At 38.0% G+C, this 15,791-nt stretch carries 17 protein-coding genes; 1 reads left to right on the forward strand and 16 read right to left on the reverse strand.

What is annotated here, in order from left to right; translation table 11 throughout:
- Positions 1-20 precede the first annotated feature (20 nt).
- The 11 genes from ychF to IV36_RS04345 all read right to left on the reverse strand — a co-directional run bounded on the left by ychF (position 21) and on the right by IV36_RS04345 (position 10,424).
- Positions 21-1,121: a redox-regulated ATPase YchF gene (ychF, locus tag IV36_RS04295; protein WP_056990956.1), complete on the reverse strand. Its 1,101-nt coding sequence runs from the start codon at positions 1,119-1,121 to the stop codon at positions 21-23.
- An 18-nt stretch (positions 1,122-1,139) separates the two neighbouring features.
- Positions 1,140-1,340, reverse strand: coding sequence for a DUF951 domain-containing protein (locus IV36_RS04300; protein WP_010078087.1), 201 nt, complete (start codon positions 1,338-1,340; stop codon positions 1,140-1,142).
- 26 nt (positions 1,341-1,366) lie between these two features.
- Complete coding sequence (locus IV36_RS04305; RefSeq protein ID WP_056990957.1) at positions 1,367-2,248, reverse strand: ParB/RepB/Spo0J family partition protein; 882 nt, start codon at positions 2,246-2,248, stop codon at positions 1,367-1,369.
- The gene (locus IV36_RS04310; RefSeq protein ID WP_056990958.1) at positions 2,238-3,005 is read right to left on the reverse strand and encodes a ParA family protein; all 768 of its coding nucleotides are present in this window, start codon (positions 3,003-3,005) and stop codon (positions 2,238-2,240) included. Before IV36_RS04310 ends, IV36_RS04305 begins: the two co-directional genes overlap by 11 nt.
- A gap of 22 nt (positions 3,006-3,027) precedes the next feature.
- Positions 3,028-3,879: a nucleoid occlusion protein gene (gene noc / locus IV36_RS04315; RefSeq protein WP_056990959.1), complete on the reverse strand. Its 852-nt coding sequence runs from the start codon at positions 3,877-3,879 to the stop codon at positions 3,028-3,030.
- 31 nt (positions 3,880-3,910) lie between these two features.
- The gene (gene rsmG / locus IV36_RS04320) at positions 3,911-4,639 is read right to left on the reverse strand and encodes a 16S rRNA (guanine(527)-N(7))-methyltransferase RsmG (RefSeq protein ID WP_056990960.1); all 729 of its coding nucleotides are present in this window, start codon (positions 4,637-4,639) and stop codon (positions 3,911-3,913) included.
- A gap of 193 nt (positions 4,640-4,832) precedes the next feature.
- Complete coding sequence (locus IV36_RS04325; RefSeq protein ID WP_056990961.1) at positions 4,833-6,992, reverse strand: glycosyltransferase; 2,160 nt, start codon at positions 6,990-6,992, stop codon at positions 4,833-4,835.
- A gap of 17 nt (positions 6,993-7,009) precedes the next feature.
- Complete coding sequence (gene fliS, locus IV36_RS04330) at positions 7,010-7,399, reverse strand: flagellar export chaperone FliS (RefSeq protein WP_056990962.1); 390 nt, start codon at positions 7,397-7,399, stop codon at positions 7,010-7,012.
- A 20-nt stretch (positions 7,400-7,419) separates the two neighbouring features.
- A complete protein-coding gene (locus tag IV36_RS04335) occupies positions 7,420-7,746 on the reverse strand; it encodes a hypothetical protein (RefSeq protein WP_056990963.1) in 327 nt (108 codons plus the stop codon).
- 11 nt (positions 7,747-7,757) lie between these two features.
- Positions 7,758-9,209 (reverse strand): flagellar filament capping protein FliD, encoded by a 1,452-nt coding sequence (gene fliD, locus IV36_RS04340; RefSeq protein WP_056990964.1) that lies wholly within the window; start codon positions 9,207-9,209, stop codon positions 7,758-7,760.
- Between the two features lie 147 nt (positions 9,210-9,356).
- Entirely contained in the window at positions 9,357-10,424 is a 1,068-nt protein-coding gene (locus IV36_RS04345) for a flagellin N-terminal helical domain-containing protein (protein ID WP_056990965.1), read from the reverse strand.
- A 260-nt stretch (positions 10,425-10,684) separates the two neighbouring features.
- Here IV36_RS04345 and IV36_RS04350 point away from each other — a divergent pair, with 260 nt between their 5' ends.
- Complete coding sequence (locus tag IV36_RS04350; protein WP_056990966.1) at positions 10,685-11,320, forward strand: NAD(P)H-binding protein; 636 nt, start codon at positions 10,685-10,687, stop codon at positions 11,318-11,320.
- A 154-nt stretch (positions 11,321-11,474) separates the two neighbouring features.
- On the opposite strand, the gene IV36_RS04355 is transcribed toward IV36_RS04350, so the two are convergent.
- From IV36_RS04355 to IV36_RS04375, 5 genes are all read right to left on the reverse strand, one after another.
- Entirely contained in the window at positions 11,475-11,789 is a 315-nt protein-coding gene (locus IV36_RS04355; RefSeq protein ID WP_056990967.1) for a SemiSWEET family transporter, read from the reverse strand.
- 464 nt (positions 11,790-12,253) lie between these two features.
- Complete coding sequence (locus tag IV36_RS04360; RefSeq protein WP_056990968.1) at positions 12,254-12,838, reverse strand: histidine phosphatase family protein; 585 nt, start codon at positions 12,836-12,838, stop codon at positions 12,254-12,256.
- 134 nt (positions 12,839-12,972) lie between these two features.
- Positions 12,973-13,896, reverse strand: coding sequence for a flagellar hook-associated protein FlgL (flgL, locus tag IV36_RS04365; RefSeq protein WP_056990969.1), 924 nt, complete (start codon positions 13,894-13,896; stop codon positions 12,973-12,975).
- A gap of 7 nt (positions 13,897-13,903) precedes the next feature.
- Complete coding sequence (flgK, locus tag IV36_RS04370) at positions 13,904-15,418, reverse strand: flagellar hook-associated protein FlgK (RefSeq protein WP_056990970.1); 1,515 nt, start codon at positions 15,416-15,418, stop codon at positions 13,904-13,906.
- 12 nt (positions 15,419-15,430) lie between these two features.
- Entirely contained in the window at positions 15,431-15,790 is a 360-nt protein-coding gene (locus IV36_RS04375) for a hypothetical protein (protein WP_056990971.1), read from the reverse strand.
- Position 15,791 lies beyond the last annotated feature (1 nt).

A 15,791-nucleotide genomic window follows, 5' to 3' on the forward strand; every position in this document is an offset into this window, starting at 1 on the left:
CCCATCCTTTTACATAATTACTACACATTAAATCTAAATTCAATAATGTCGCCGTCCTGAACCACATATTCTTTTCCTTCAGAGCGGAGACGTCCAGCCTCACGTACTGCAGCCACACTGCCATATTGATCCAAATCTTCAAATGAAAATGTCTCGGCACGGATAAAACCACGTTCAAAGTCCGAATGGATTATTCCTGCAACCTGAGGTGCTTTCATACCCTGTTTAAATGTCCATGCACGCGTTTCTTTTCCACCAGCAGTGAAGAATGTCGCAAGTCCCAATAACTTGTACGCTGCCTTAATCAGTCGATCTAGGCCGGATTCCTCAACACCTTCTGCTTCTAAAAAGTCTTTCTTATCCGCGTCATCTAATTGAGCAATTTCTTCTTCTGTCTTTGCACTAACTGCCAGCATCTGTGAGCCTTCTTCTTCAGTAAATTTCTGAATTTGCTGAACATAGCTGTTAGAACTAGGATCTGCCATATCTTCCTCAGCAATATTAGCAACATATAAGACTGGTTTCGATGTAAGAAGGAACAATCCCTTAACAATTTTTTGTTCTTCTTCCTCGAATTCAAGTGAACGAACCGGTTTCCCAGCTTCTAGAACCGGTTTAATTTTCTTCAGTACATTGAATTCAGCAACTGCTTCCTTATCCTTTGTTCGCGCAACTTTCTCGACCCTAGCATATCTCTTATTGATGCTTTCTAAGTCTGCCAGAGTTAATTCCAGATTAATAGTATCAATGTCATCTAAAGGATCGACCTTATTGCTGACATGTGTAATGTTATCATCATCAAAGGCACGGACAACATGAACTATTGCATCAACTTGACGAATATTCTCCAAGAATTTGTTGCCCAAACCTTCACCCTTACTTGCACCTTTGACAATTCCCGCAATATCAGTGAATTCAAAGGTTGTCCGAATGATTTTCTTTGCTGGGATAAGTTCATCAATTCTTGCTAAACGCTGATCAGGTACTTCAACCATCCCCACATTAGGATCAATTGTAGCAAACGGATAGTTAGCCATCTCTGCTCCCGCGTTAGTAATAGCATTGAACAATGTTGACTTTCCAACATTGGGTAATCCCACAATTCCAGCTGTTAATGACATAATTTATTTCACTCTTTCTTATTCTTCAATATTTGCTTTTTTTAGTATCTTCTTTAACTTGCGATTGAATTCCCGGCGAGGCAGCATTACCAAATGACCGCATCCCGTGCATTTAATCTTAATGTCCATCCCTAACCTAATGATTTCCCAACTATTGGTACCACAAGGATGCGGCTTTTTCATCTCAACAACATCATGCAGTTCGTATTCAGCTTGCATTCTCACACCTCCATTTATTCTAATGGTTAATCAAGATTTACTCCAAGTATATCCATAATTCGATTAAAATCAGATGTCGACAAGTAATCAATTTCAATCCTGCCCTTGCCTTGTCTAGAGCTTGTTTTAACTGTAACCTTTGTCCCAAACTTCTCACGTAGTGCATTTTCACTTTGCTCGTAGTAAACTGCGTTGGGATCTTTTTTTACCTTTTTAGCAGTTTTTGTTTCATCACCATTTATCTTAGCAACCAATTGTTCGAGCTGTCGCACAGTTAAATTCTCAGCAACTGTCTTTTTCGCAACAGAGATAACGTGTTTCTTATCTTTTAAAGCTAGTAAAGTTCTAGCCTGTCCCATTGATAATTCCTCATTTTGCAACATATCCTTAACTTCTTTTGGCAATCCAAGGAGTCTCAAATAGTTTGCAATATATGGCCTGCTTTTCCCAAGACGTTCAGAAACTTGTGCCTGTGTAAGTTGCAGTTTGTCCATCAAAGTGCTGTAAGCCTGTGCCTCTTCAAGCGGCGTTAAATCTTCACGCTGCAGATTTTCAAGGATTGCAATTTCCATCATGCTTGCCTCATCAATCTCACGAATAATTGCAGGGATGTTCTTCTTTTCTGCCAGTTTAGAAGCTCTGAAGCGTCGCTCGCCGGAGATTATCTCATACCCTTTGACGCTTGATTTACGGACAATAATTGGCTGAAAAACACCTGACTTTTTAATTGAAACCGAAAGCTCTGACAATGATGCCTCATCAAATATTTTGCGAGGCTGATAGGGATTTGGTCGAATATCGTCCAAAGCTAATTCCGTGACAACTTCTTGACCATCATCAACTTGTTCTAAATCTTGGAAAAGTGCCTCAATTCCTCTGCCGAGCCCTTTATTATTTTTATTCACCATGATTAGCCAAAACCTCCTTTGCCAATGCCATATATTCCTTGGCACCTTTTGATGCGGGGTCATAATCAACAATTGCAAGCCCATGACTTGGTGCTTCTGATAAGCGGACATTTCTTGGTATCACTGTTTGATAGACTTTGTCCTTAAAGAACTTCTGAACTTCCTCAACAACTTGTGAGCCAAGATTGGTACGTGCATCCAACATAGTCATTAAAACACCCTCGATAGCCAGTTGTGGATTAAAATGTTTCTGCACTAATTTGATAGTATTTATCAGCTGACTCAAACCTTCCAGTGCATAGTACTCACTTTGAACTGGAATTAAGATTGAATCACTAGCACTAAATGCATTGATCGTTAATAGTCCAAGAGAAGGAGGACAATCAATTAGAATATAATCATAATCATTCCTAATCTGCTTAATAGCATCCAAAAGTCGTGATTCACGTGCCATCTGTGATGTTAGTTCAATCTCTGCACCTGATAATTGAATTGTTGCAGGAACAATTTCAAGCCCTTCATGACTTGTAGCGATAATCGTATCAGCAATTGGATATTCATTAACTAAAACATCATAAATATCTTTCTCAATCTCCGTCTTTCTAACTCCGACACCGCTAGTTGCATTACCCTGTGCATCTGAATCAATCAATAAGACTTTCTTGCCCAAGTCTGCAAGACAAGCTCCCAAATTGACACTTGTTGTTGTCTTGCCTACACCACCCTTTTGGTTGGCAAGCGCTATTACAATCCCCATGTTTTCTGACCCTCCTATGACATTATTTATTGTCTTGCTGTTCTTTATCAACTGGAATATCAATTACGATTCGATGGAACCCTGGAACATCTTCTTCATGTGTCTTGACCTTCATTCCATTCTCCTTAATCAGCTTAACCGATTTCTTGATCGTATTTACTGCGATCCGTGTATCATGAAGTGCCTTATTACGCCGTGGCTTCTTAGTCGTATTATTAACAGTCTTTTCTTCCTTTTCCAGTTCTTTAAGAACAAGTGCTTCTGTTTCCTTAACTGTCAGCTGGTTATCAATAACTCGCTTTATTATCGCAATCTGTTTCTCATCATCCAAGCTCAATACACTGCGTCCATGACGTTCCAGAATTTTGCGCTGCATGATTACGCGCTGCACATAAGGTGCCAACTTGAGTAATCTCAACTTATTTGCAACAAATGATTGACTCTTGCCAAGTGCCTTGGCTAGCTCTACTTGTGTCAGCTTGTTTAACTCCATCAGTTCACGATAAGCCTTGGCTTCTTCAATTGCAGTCAAGCCCTCACGCTGCAGGTTCTCGATTACAGCGAGTGATGCAGCTTCAGTGTCTGTCATTTTCTTGACGATTGCCGGAATCTTATTCCATTGTAGCAACGATACAGCTCTGAAGCGCCGTTCACCAGCGATAATCTCGAATTTATTTTCTTGAAATTCTCTTACAATGATTGGCTGCAACAAACCATGATCACGGATTGTATTTGCTAATTCGACTATTTTTTCTTCTTCAAAAACCTTACGTGGTTGAAATCTATTAGGCACAATCTGTGAGAGTTCAATTTCTCTTACAGATTGCGTTTGGGCTTCTGGTTTCTTATCCTTATTCCAAAATGAAAATGCCACTATTGTTTCCTCCCCGAATGTCTATCCTAGTCTATCCTACTAGAGGCTGCTTTCCAGGTGTCCCTGCTTTTCTTGGATATTTTGCCGGTGTCTTTTTGACTTTATCGATCTTAATAATATGACGCTCATCGCTTGTTATGGGAAGTACCAGCTTGTTATCCTGTACGAATTCTCCACCTAATGTCTTAATTGCAAATTGTGCTTCGTCAAGTTCTGTGTGTGCTTTTTGAGCTTTTAGGGCAACAAAACTTCCGCCAACCTTAACTAAAGGCAAACATAGCTCTGCTAAGACATTGAGACGCGCAACGGCTCGAGCAGTCACAATATCAAAACTTTCACGGTATTGACTCTTTTTACCTGCAAATTCTTCTGCACGCGCATGATAGAACGACACACCTGTCAATCCAAGATTATTGGCCAACTGATCCAAAAAAAGAATGCGCTTGTTCAAAGAATCAACAATTGTTACCTCAAGGTTCGGAAAGGCTATTTTTAATGGAATTGACGGAAATCCAGCTCCAGCACCGACATCGCATAAGGTCAGTGGCATATTTTGTAACTGTGAAACGGCCACACCTGTCAAGATTGAATCAAAAAAGTGTTTTAGATACACCTCATTTTTTTCGGTAATTGCTGTCAAGTTAGTATGTGCATTGAAGTCTACCAGCAACTGAAAATAATCTTCATATTGCTCCATCTGATGGGCATCTAGTTTTATTCCCAGGTCTAAAAGAGCCTGTTTAAATTCTGTTGGATTCATATTGCTCCTTTTTAATATCTGATTGCATTTTGTGAAACACAATTGTTTCACGAACTACTCTTAGTTTATGATACTTTTAAGGTTAATTCAAGGTCTTATGAATAACAATCTTATTGATTTCTTGTTTGTTAATTAGAAAAAGCCTGCCAAGTCGGCAAGCTTTTTTTACTATTGTTTTGCAGATACACTTTATTTATAATAACCTCTCGTACAATTCATGTAATCGATCGACATCTCTATCTTCTGGCAGCAATTCTTTTAACTGATTAATCATGGACAGTACGCCCTCGGTTTTCCCTTGGCGGATCATATCCAAAATTTGTGTCTTAACCTGATTACCTAGGCGCTGCATTTCGGCAGCAATCTGTTTCTGCTTTATTTCGAGTCCTTGATACTTCTTTACAAGATGATCTACAATTATTTTTGAATCCTGATAACAATTCAGGCCCCATCTAAGATTGGCAAAGTACAATGAGTAATTGCCCTCTTGCTGTTCTTCCAAAGCTCGAGCAAGAAAGATACCAAATCTTGTTTCGGCAGGCAATAAATTAGACGGTTCCCCCGACAAAAGTTCTTTATGATACAGGTACTGTGCACAATTCACAACACTCCGCGCATAAAAGGGAAGCTGCTCTTCAATATTTTCCGGTAGGATTTCTTCACTGAAGACAAATTCATGATACAACTGCTGCAATAAAGACTCTCTGCGTTGTGATTTTGGCCAAGCACTCTCGATACTTCGCGCAAACTCAGGAATCTCACCCTTTTTCGAACTCATCTTATGTACTATTGCAAGTGAAGCCCCATACCAATCTTCTTGACTTATTCTGTCAATCGTAAAGGCCGGATCAATTCCTCTAGTAACCAGTTCTACAAATAATTCTTCATTAGGCAATGCGCATGTTATATTTCTTTTTTTGATTGTCCGTAAAAGAACATCAAATTCTCCTTGATTGCGTGCAATCAATAAGCGCTGGAGCAATACAAAATCATCATCTGAATTCAGTTTAGCAACAAAAGCTGCGAGTTTTTTTGCTTCAGTTACATCCTTTTGCTTCAAGATAACTATGTCGCGCCCGAAAATATCTGGCAACTGTCCATCATTGTTAAGCAGCACATCATGTAATTGCTGTAACCCCTTAGAATCATTCTCTAAAAATAATGCCTCTAATATGGTCCCCAACAATCTAGCAGTACTGTTAAAATCATACTTCCAAGGAACATATCTGGCAAAATGAATTACGGTGCGATAATTCTTCTCGACCATTGCCTTGATAAAGATCTTCATAATCATCTTTATCCCCATCTCAACACTGACAAGTTCTCTAAAGTAAAAAGATGATTGATTAACAAATTCACTTTGATGAGTACTCAGCCACCGTATATTAAGCATATAGTCTTCTAAATAGTTAGCAGCCTGAGGGAAATCTTCCATACTCAGTAAGTTAACGAAGATTAATTGATCAAGGACGCATCTTTGATATTGATTAAGTTTAAACTCACCAGCATATTCTTCCTTAATATGCAGCACATCTTGCCAACGTTCATTACGCAAACGTGCCTGAATCATGTAGCACATGAGGGTGAATGCATCATTTTTGTTCATCGGATTCTTATTATCTTTTGCAAAGAAGTTATTCAGCCCTTCTTGTGCAGTCTCAAAAACGGTATCTCGTTGTTTCTTGGTATTCTTACCCATACCAGCAACCAACTGTGCCCATAAATGCATATCATAAGGATTACTCTCAAGTCCTTCTCGCATAATGCTTTCATTACGCTCAAGTTTGCCATCAAGGCTCTTACCCACATATCCAAAATGATGCATAAACACATTTGTAGCTTTGGTGGGAACATAGATAGGAGACAAATATTCATGAATTGGACTCTTAAATTCCGTATTTTCAGTCAGTCGAACACAACGTGTCTCAATGTTCTTGGAATAATTTGTACCTTCTAAATTATGATAATTTCTTCTAATATACGAAAGTGAACCATATTTTGAGTATTCCTTTTCATTATTGAAAAAAGCAACTAGCTCTGAAACATCATCAAACCACTCGTCATCATCTAGAAAGAGGAACCATTTACCCCGTCCTTTTTTAAGACCTGCATTACGTGCAGCCGCAAAGTCATTATTCCATTCATAGGACACAACTAAGTCAGCATATTCTGTTGCAACTTGCAGCGATCCATCACTTTTTTCAGCCCCAACAGTATCGACCACAATCAGTTCACTAGGGACTTGGTTCAAGATTGGCAATAATGAATCCATGCATTTTTGCACACTATCTAGGTGATTGGAAACAAGTAAAGAAATTGTTAACACTGGCTGACTCCATTTAATTCGCTCCATCTAACCCATTCCTTTTATCAAATATTATTTTGCTGAGACAACACTTCCCGCCACGATTCAAGCAATTCACTTAGCATGTCGATAACTGGTCCAATCGGTTCCTTATCCTTACCCAAATTTGCTTTGACTAGTTCATTTAGCATGAAGTCGTATAGACTGACGAGATTTGCTGGCAGCTCTCCAGCGACCTCTTGATTAATACTCTGCTTTAATTCATTAATAATATCCTGTGCCTTAACCAATTCATGATGAGCACTCTTGTTATCAGAATTATCCAATGCGAACTCCGCACGTTTGAGACTCTTGATTGCGCCCTCATACAAGAAAATGACTAACTTCTCGGGTGATGCTCCTAAAATCTGACTGCCTAGGTAAACATCTTTTGCTCTGCGATTATCTGTATACATATACTTATACTCCTTTAATACTATAAGTCCATATCAATCAGCGATGGTCCTTCTTCTTGTTGCAAATAGGTCATTACAGTACTTTTTTGCGATTGATTTAACTTCTGAATATGGTTCAAAGTCTCGTGTTTCTTTTCCTTAAGTTGTGAGATAAGCAATTCATAATTATGCTGCACTCGTTTATACTCAGCCATATCAGCTAACCCATCTGGTCTAGTAAGACTTTTCAAAGTATCTAACATTGTATTAGTTTCATTAAGTACTTCCTCGTACTCAGATATTTCTTGATACGAACTGTTTTCAATCAGTTCGTTTATCTGCGTTATTGTTTTCTTATAATCATTCACTTGCTTACCTCTTAACTGCTACTACTGCTCGATGTTGAAGATGTCAGACTAGTTATATAACTAAGCTGTGTTTCAGCCTTCATCATCGCAGTATCAAGTCGTGTATAGATATCAACATAATGTTCTTTCTTGGCCTCAAGTGCCGTGGTAAATTTATCGATCTGGTCATTTAAGCTAGAGATTGAAGAGGTATATCCTGCTAGCTTAACCGCAATAACTCCCTTATTTGCTGATGTGTCTGATAGATAGTTGTTCGCTAGGCTTCCCAAGCTTGCAGCGTAACCCGACTCTGAAGTGGTCGTTCCAGTAACACTCTTAGTTGATTGATAGAAAAAGTTCTTTACTGCCTCAGGATCACTAGCTAATTGTTCCTTAAACTTATCCTCGTCAAATCCGACCGTCCCGTCATTATCGGTAATTGATATTCCTAATTTGCTGGCATTCAAAGTTGTGCCATTTGTAGCAGCCGAAGTCATTAAACTGCTTAATTGGCTTTGGAGACGTGTTAATTCACTATCACCAACTAACGCTCCTTGTGTATTATCTGAACTGCTTGGATCACCAACATCTAAGTCATCATTTATAAGACTCATCAAACTATTATACTGGCTGACCAATGTGCTAACAGCTGAAACAGCTTTAGAAGTATCATTTGTCAAAGATAGGGTCACTGCGTCACTACTGACCTTAGAAAGATTGATTGTAACCCCATCAATCGCATCAGAAACCGAATTAGTATTACGTTCAATTGATACTCCATCTAATTCAAACTTAGCAGACTGGCCCGTTGTCGTCGTTGTTGCATCGCTACTCATCCCTAATGAGCTCAGAACACTATCGCTATCTGCCGAAACAGAAAGTGTCTTTGCTCCCGCAGTTTGTTCTGTTAGAACCAAGTGATTATCTATTAGACTAGCCTTGACACCCGACGTTTTAGTTTGTTCATTGATCTTATCAACTACGTCGTCTAATGAATCCGTATCACTGATACTTATGTCAACCGAAGTGGAAGAACTGTCATCATCTGTCGAAGTTGAATCACTGCTCTTCAATGTCAAGGTTCCACTAATACCAAGGGCTGTATCCTTGTCAGTAGAAACTTGGCCACCAATAACCTTGGTATTAGTTGCCAGTTGATCGACTTTGAGTGAATATGTTCCCTCATCAGCAGCCGAAGTTCCCGAAATGGTGGCTATACTCGAATCAGAAGTTGTCGCGACCTTTGTGTTGAAGGCATCATCAGATTCGAGCGCTTGAATATCAGTCAAGAAATTAGTCAAACGACTTTTAACATCACCCCATGCTGTCTGCTGTGATTGGATTGTCGTAATTTGAGTCTGCGCTTTTGTCTTGGCTACATAAGAAGAATCAGCTTGCAATAAAGACTCAATAGTACTTGCTGTGATACCTGAATATTGCCCTAATGTTGTACTAATTCCATCAGTTGTCGTCACGCTGGTCATAATATCAATCCTTTCGTTCTATTGGTCCTATAGTATTTAAATTAAACAAATTATGTGTTTATAAGTATTCCTTATGTATACGACAAAAGCCGAATCCAAATTCGACTTTTGCACGCTTTTGTGTAACTAGAAATTAAAATAATTATCTTAACCTTGAAGTAAAGTAAGAACAGTATTAGGCATTGAGTTAGCTTGAGAAAGCATTGATGTGGCTGCCTGTGTCAGGATATTTTGTTTTGTAAATGTTGTCATTTCTGAAGCCATATCAACATCACGAATCTGTGAATTTGCATCAGATAAGTTCTCGGAAGTTGTTCCCAAGTTGTTGATTGTATGTGTCAAGCGATTTTGTGCGGCACCAAGATCTGCACGTTGACCAGAAACCGTGCTGACAGCTTTTGTAAGAGCTGTGATTGCTTGAGAGGCCTTAATAGTATCCGCAGCTTCTTGTTTTTGTGTAGCCGTCGCTGTATTACCAGCGTCTGATGACAATGTTGCTGCCTTAGCTAAAACGTCTGATAAACCTGAAACCGAGCTCCATGTGGATGTCGTAGTTAAGGTTGACGTATCTACACCCAATGTTTTCAGCGTATCTAAGTCACCATCAGTCAATGCAGCACTTGTATCTGCAACAGCAAGGAGTTTGTCAGCTGCACTTGCCATTGATGAAAGATCATCAGCTGATGCTGTCAATGATAAAGTTGAGCTACCAATTCCTAATGTATCAGCACTCATATCACTAATCGAAACTGAAAGTGTTTGACCCGCATTTGCACCAATTTGGAAGCTAAATGTGTTGTTGCCACTCAAAAGACTCTTGTTATTGAACTCTGTATCTTGGCTAACACGTGTAATTTCGCTTTGAAGAGCACCGAATTCCTTTTGAATATCTTGACGATCACTGTCTGACAAAGTACTGTTAGCACTTTGGACAGAGAGATCACGCATACGTTCGATCATTGTTTGACTTTCACTAAGTGCACCTTCAGCTGTTTGAATCAATGAAACACCATCTTGAGCATTACGAGTTGCTTGCGTCATCCCACTGATTTGTGACTTCATGTTTTCTGAGATAGCCAATCCGGCAGCATCATCACCGGCCTTGTTGATGCGTGAACCAGATGAAAGTTTTGCTAAAGAATCACTCTTAGCTGTTGTAGCAGCATTTAAGTTACGCAATGTATCCATTGCAGAGATATTAGTATTTATACGCATATTTAATTCCTCCATTTTTACATGTTTTTTGAGGCTTCCCCCTCATGTTTATAGATATCGGTCGAGTAATAGATTGTTTAATACTATCATCAAGAAATATTCATAAATTTTGATTTTATCTGCAGTGTTCAAATGGTACAGTTATTCCTTCACGTTAAATTTCTTTGCAACTAAAATGTGTTTGACAAAGTAACATCGTTAACAGTTGTTAACTAAAAATGTTAAAATATAATTTATAAACTACGTTAAGGGGTGTATAGATGAAGATATTTATTGTTGGCTCTACTGGTCGTGTTGCTACTAAACTGATCAAACAATTAGCTCTGGAAGACTATGAAATTTTTGCTGGTGCTAGATCTCCAGAAAAGGTTTTAAAAGATCCCCATGTTACACCGCTAAAATTAGATCTGCATGATGATCTTGAAACCTTATCAAAAATCGTCAAAGGTGTGGATGTGATTTACTTTGTTGCCGGATCACGTGGAAGGGATTTGTTGCAAACTGATGCTTTCGGTGCTGTTAAAGTAATGCTGGCGGCAAAAAACAATCATATTAATCGTTTTATTATGCTTAGTTCTGCCTTTTCTATGGAACCAGAGCAATGGAAGAATAAGGGTATGGAAAATCTCTTGGATTATAATATTGCTAAATTTTTTGCAGATAACTACCTTGTGAATCAAAGCAACTTAGACTATACGATCTTGCAAGCCGCCGCATTAATTGATGAAGAGGGATCTCACAAAATTAGTATTAATGAAAATAGTGGCGTTAAAAATACAATTCAAAACGTTGCTGAGACATTGGCCGCTATTATCAAATTTGACAACACTACCAAAAAGATAATTCGAATGAGTGATGGTGAAACTTATATTGATGAGGCTTTAAAACAAGTATAATTTAGTTTCTCTGTAATAAATGGTTGATTCACAATTTCATAAATACCATAGGAAAACTATGATTCGCAGATAAAAAACGCCTCAATACAGGATATTGAGGCGTTTTTTATAGTAAGTTAACTGGGTAACCCAGTAAAATATTTCTTTTTTTGTATTAGTGAATATATATAGTAATAACTGTAAATAATCCAAAAAAGATGCCAGGAACATTGGAGATTATTACCGGCCAATCCTTGTACGTTTTATTCCAACCATATCCCGTCCATAAAGAAGCATTAACCATAGCTACAAATGGCTGCAGGAACCCTACTGGGTGTCCTGAAAAGTTACTGATAATTTGAGGAATATATGAAATATACATCGCAATGCACATAACAGTTGCCAATTTACTTAATAATTTGAGACGCCTAATTCTATCAGCAGATACGGCATCTTCTCCTTCTGGGTATTTTGATGTATCAATTCTCATGTATTTTTCTCCTTATTGATTAAAGTATGCATTATATCATATCATTGTTTTTTAAAAACGTAAAAAATAGCTAATTTTATCTCATGAACTAATCACAAAAACAGAGTGTGATATGAGTCGATAAAATTTGAGTACTAACAATGCCCGTGAATTTGAAGCTATAGTAAAATTGCTTTTTTAATCTTTTTTTACCCCTCCACTGATTAATTCATCCGTTGTAGTCTCGTAAATATTCGCCAACTTTTAATCAGTACGATATCTGGTAAGTGTCTCCCAGTTTTCCAGTTGGAGACTGTTTGCCGTGAAACATGTAATTTTTTTCAATAGCAGCTTAGGTAAATCCATCTTCTTGTCGCTTATGTTTTAAGAGTTCTGGTATCTTGGAACCATATATACTCCTCCTCAAAATCAATGTGTCTCTATTCTAATCGCAAGAAAGACATGCTATCACACCTGTTATAATCTTATTTCTTGTCTATAATTAAAATTTCCTCTTTATCGACAATCTTGTTATTCTTATCGAAGCTTATTTTCAGCACATATGGAGTAAAACACTGTAATCTGATAAAATCTAGATATCCAAATTCATTATCAAAATGATTAAGCATAGAACTTAAGGCTGCTCCATGGGTTGAGAATAATATAGTTTCTCCTCGATGCTGTTCAAGGATCCTACTAAGTACCTCCATATTTCTTTGCTGCAAACTATTCATTGATTCACCGTTTTCTTCATGAAAATCAAAGTTTCCCCATCTTTTTTTTAGCAGAACATCCCCGTTTTCACCAATATCACCTCGAACCCTTTCTTTTAAACGTTCGTCTATATGTACTTTAAGTTTTTTTTCATAAACCAGTGGTTCAATTGTCTGTAAGGTTCTCTTGTAGGGGCTCGAGATGCAAAAATCAAAAGAAAGATTCTTAAGAGAATCAAGTACCACTAAAGAATCATCTTTTCCTACTTGAGTTAATGGCATCATTGCATCATCTGCCCAAGAATAATCAGGTAGTGCATGACGAACAAAATATATATTTGTTATATTCGTTAACATATGGCTCTCCTTTGTAAAAATTAATATTTGAAAAGTATATGCTGAAAACAAGGTATATGCAACAATTTTTTCATACGCAAAAAAAGCCAGAGTTTCAACTCTGACCATACCATATGCATTAGTTTATTCAAGTACTACTTCATATAGTCCATGACAGATGTCTGCATCACCTTAGTTCCCATCGCTAAAGTTGCTTGGTATGTTGCCATTTGATTAGTATACTCAATATATTTTTCAGCAACATCTACATCTTGTTTATCAGACAAACTATCTGTCAAGTTAGTGTTTTCTGTCTCATTACGCGATTGTGCAGATGTGAGCCGATTTTCAAGTGCTCCCAGTTTGGATCTGATATTAACAAAGTTCTGACGATAATCTTCAAATTTTGTCATTATATCTCCAGATAACGAGGTAGTATCGCCATTATTTAGCGCCGTAATCAAGTCATTGAAAAAGGTTCCCAGATTCTGGGGATCTGTTGTTGTCCCTGATTCATCTAAGAACTGACTCCCATCAGTTACTAGATCCACAGTTGTACCTTTAGATATTTCACGACTCAAATTATCCGTTGTTCCACTATATTTAATTCCTGTAATATCACCATTGTCATCTTTTTCGACCGAAAAAGGCTGTGTGGTTGTATTTTGTCCAGAAAAGACATATTTACCACCATAATTTGTATTTAAAGAATCAACAATACTTTCAATATTTTGCTGGATTTCATCTTTATTCGCTTCAAATTCGTCACTATCAGCCGTGCTGTTAGCAGAAGACTGAATCAATGTTTTAATTCTCAACATTGCAGTATTAACATCACTTAAAGCAGAGTCTTGTGTCTCAGTCCACGTCAATGAATCCGAGATAGTCGATGAATCGCTCTCATTTTGTGAAATCAAATCCTTTAAATTCATTATCTGAGAAGCAGCAAGGGGGTCATCTGAAGACTTGCTAACCTGTTTAGAACTTGATAATTGGCTCATTGTCTTCTGAACTTTATTGGAATTAACAGAAAGGTTGGATAAAAAATCACTATAAACCATGCTGCTAGAAATTCTCATATTATGCTCACACTCCAGTATTATTAATTAAAGTATCCAGCATCTCAGAAACAACTGACAATAACCGTGCATTTGCTTGAAAACCTTGCTGATACTTAATAATGTTAGACATTTCTTCATTTAAAGACACCCCTGAAACAGATGAGTCTTTTTCTTCAAGTTGTGTCAAAACACTTTGTTGTGCAGTCGCAGTGTTATCGGCTGCCTGCTTAGAGATACCATTCTTAGTAACTGTATTGTTGAATTCATTGGCAAAGGTCGAACCAGTTTGGCTACTAGTAAAACTCATTGAATCACTATCATACGTTGCAAGTTCCGTGTCAGAAACAGGATAATCAAGCTTTGTGTTTGCTAATGCTGCAATTGCTGCAGCTTTTGTTCCATCGCCTGATGCAGTAGACTTACCTGCACTAATTCCTGTACTATTATTACTAATATCAGAGTTGAGTGTAATATTTGCTGCATAGCTTCCTTCGTCTGCTCCTAAATCAAAGAAACCTGTCGTACTTGAAGATCCACCCGTATATATCATATTCGTTGTCTTAGCAATTGTTTCTGCAAAGTCATTCAAATCTTGTAAACGATCCTGTGTTTCTCCAATCGCGGCTTGCAGACCTCCAATAGTTCCTGAAGAAATATCAATTTTCTGGTAATCAGTAGAGTCTGCAGAACTAGATAATACAACTGTCCCCAACGAATACTGAGTGTCTGTAGTACCTACTTCACTAGTATCGCCCCCAACTGCCAACGTTGATCCGCTTGAATTACTTGTGGTAACTACACTTAGAGTCGACATACTTGTACTAGTCAGTATGTCCTGACCGTCAAGTTGAACAAAAGCTCGTCCGTAATTATCAGTTGTAGTGGTTATATCAGCCAGTCCAGATAAATCTTTCAACACGGAATCTCTTGTGTCCAGCAAGTCATTAGGTGATTCACCTCTGCTGGACATATTATAGATTTGATCGTTTAAATTCTGCAGTTGCTCGACTTTATTATTGAAATCAAGCACATTCTTACTTACGCTTTGAACTGTACTGTTGGTAAGGCTGTTAATATCATCTGCCATACTATTAAGTGTATCTGTGAAAGTGCTGGCATTCTCTGCTACTAATGTTTTTGCCGTGTCGGACTCAGGGTTATTAGAAAGCTCAGTCCAGCTACTTGTCAGAGTCGACAATTGTGTCAAGAGTCCATTATCAGATGGTTCATTAAAGATATTCTCCAAGTCACCTAAGACATCTGATTTTTCTGCTGCAAATTGGTAGTTAGAATTGGCATTGCGAATTTGTCCGCGTACAAAATCATCGACAATTCTTTCGACTCCTGCTGATTTCACACCTGTCCCAAGCGTTCCAACTCCTGAAACTGTATATGCACTGTTTGTCTCTAAATTGACTCGTTGACGGGAGTAACCATCCGTACTTGTATTTGCGATATTATTACTGCTTGTCTGCAGTGCAACTTGATTTGCGCTCAATCCGCTTGTTGCATTATTTAATGTTCCAAATAATCCTGCCATAGTTATTACCTCTCAAATTTCTTCATCAACAAAATTAGTGCGTGGCTGTGCATATACTTGAGCACTCTTTGAATATGTACCAGCCGGGCTACTGAGGTTCTTTTTAACAGCCCCCATCAACATATTTTGGTAGCTAATTGCTTGTCTTGTAAGCAAAAGGTTCTCCTCTTGCTGGGCCTTGATCTCAGTAATCAATTCATGTGCCTTTTCTGAGACATCTCCTTGATATTCTTTTAGGATCTCCACAAAACCTTCTTTTTCTGGTAGCAGATCTGTGAGGCTCTCGCCATCGTCCTTAATTAAATAGTTTTTTTCTTTTTTTAACAGCTTAACAAAGCTTCCCAAGTGACGCTCAAATTCTTTTGTCTGCATA

The sequence above is a fragment of the Liquorilactobacillus mali genome, assembly GCF_001437155.1.
GTDB lineage: Bacteria > Bacillota > Bacilli > Lactobacillales > Lactobacillaceae > Liquorilactobacillus > Liquorilactobacillus mali_A.

Coding starts and splice junctions, on each gene's coding strand:
- flgL (WP_056990969.1), bottom strand. CDS start 13,896: ATGAGAATTTCTAGCAGCATGGTTTATAGTGATTTTTTATCCAACCTT.
- IV36_RS04310 (WP_056990958.1), bottom strand. CDS start 3,005: ATGGGGATTGTAATAGCGCTTGCCAACCAAAAGGGTGGTGTAGGCAAG.
- rsmG (WP_056990960.1), bottom strand. CDS start 4,639: ATGAATCCAACAGAATTTAAACAGGCTCTTTTAGACCTGGGAATAAAA.
- IV36_RS04350 (WP_056990966.1), top strand. CDS start 10,685: ATGAAGATATTTATTGTTGGCTCTACTGGTCGTGTTGCTACTAAACTG.
- flgK (WP_056990970.1), bottom strand. CDS start 15,418: ATGGCAGGATTATTTGGAACATTAAATAATGCAACAAGCGGATTGAGC.
- IV36_RS04375 (WP_056990971.1), bottom strand. CDS start 15,790: ATGCAGACAAAAGAATTTGAGCGTCACTTGGGAAGCTTTGTTAAGCTG.
- IV36_RS04345 (WP_056990965.1), bottom strand. CDS start 10,424: ATGCGTATAAATACTAATATCTCTGCAATGGATACATTGCGTAACTTA.
- fliD (WP_056990964.1), bottom strand. CDS start 9,209: ATGACCAGCGTGACGACAACTGATGGAATTAGTACAACATTAGGGCAA.
- IV36_RS04360 (WP_056990968.1), bottom strand. CDS start 12,838: ATGTTAACGAATATAACAAATATATATTTTGTTCGTCATGCACTACCT.
- IV36_RS04355 (WP_056990967.1), bottom strand. CDS start 11,789: ATGAGAATTGATACATCAAAATACCCAGAAGGAGAAGATGCCGTATCT.
- IV36_RS04325 (WP_056990961.1), bottom strand. CDS start 6,992: ATGGAGCGAATTAAATGGAGTCAGCCAGTGTTAACAATTTCTTTACTT.
- ychF (WP_056990956.1), bottom strand. CDS start 1,121: ATGTCATTAACAGCTGGAATTGTGGGATTACCCAATGTTGGAAAGTCA.
- IV36_RS04300 (WP_010078087.1), bottom strand. CDS start 1,340: ATGCAAGCTGAATACGAACTGCATGATGTTGTTGAGATGAAAAAGCCG.
- IV36_RS04305 (WP_056990957.1), bottom strand. CDS start 2,248: ATGGTGAATAAAAATAATAAAGGGCTCGGCAGAGGAATTGAGGCACTT.
- fliS (WP_056990962.1), bottom strand. CDS start 7,399: ATGTATACAGATAATCGCAGAGCAAAAGATGTTTACCTAGGCAGTCAG.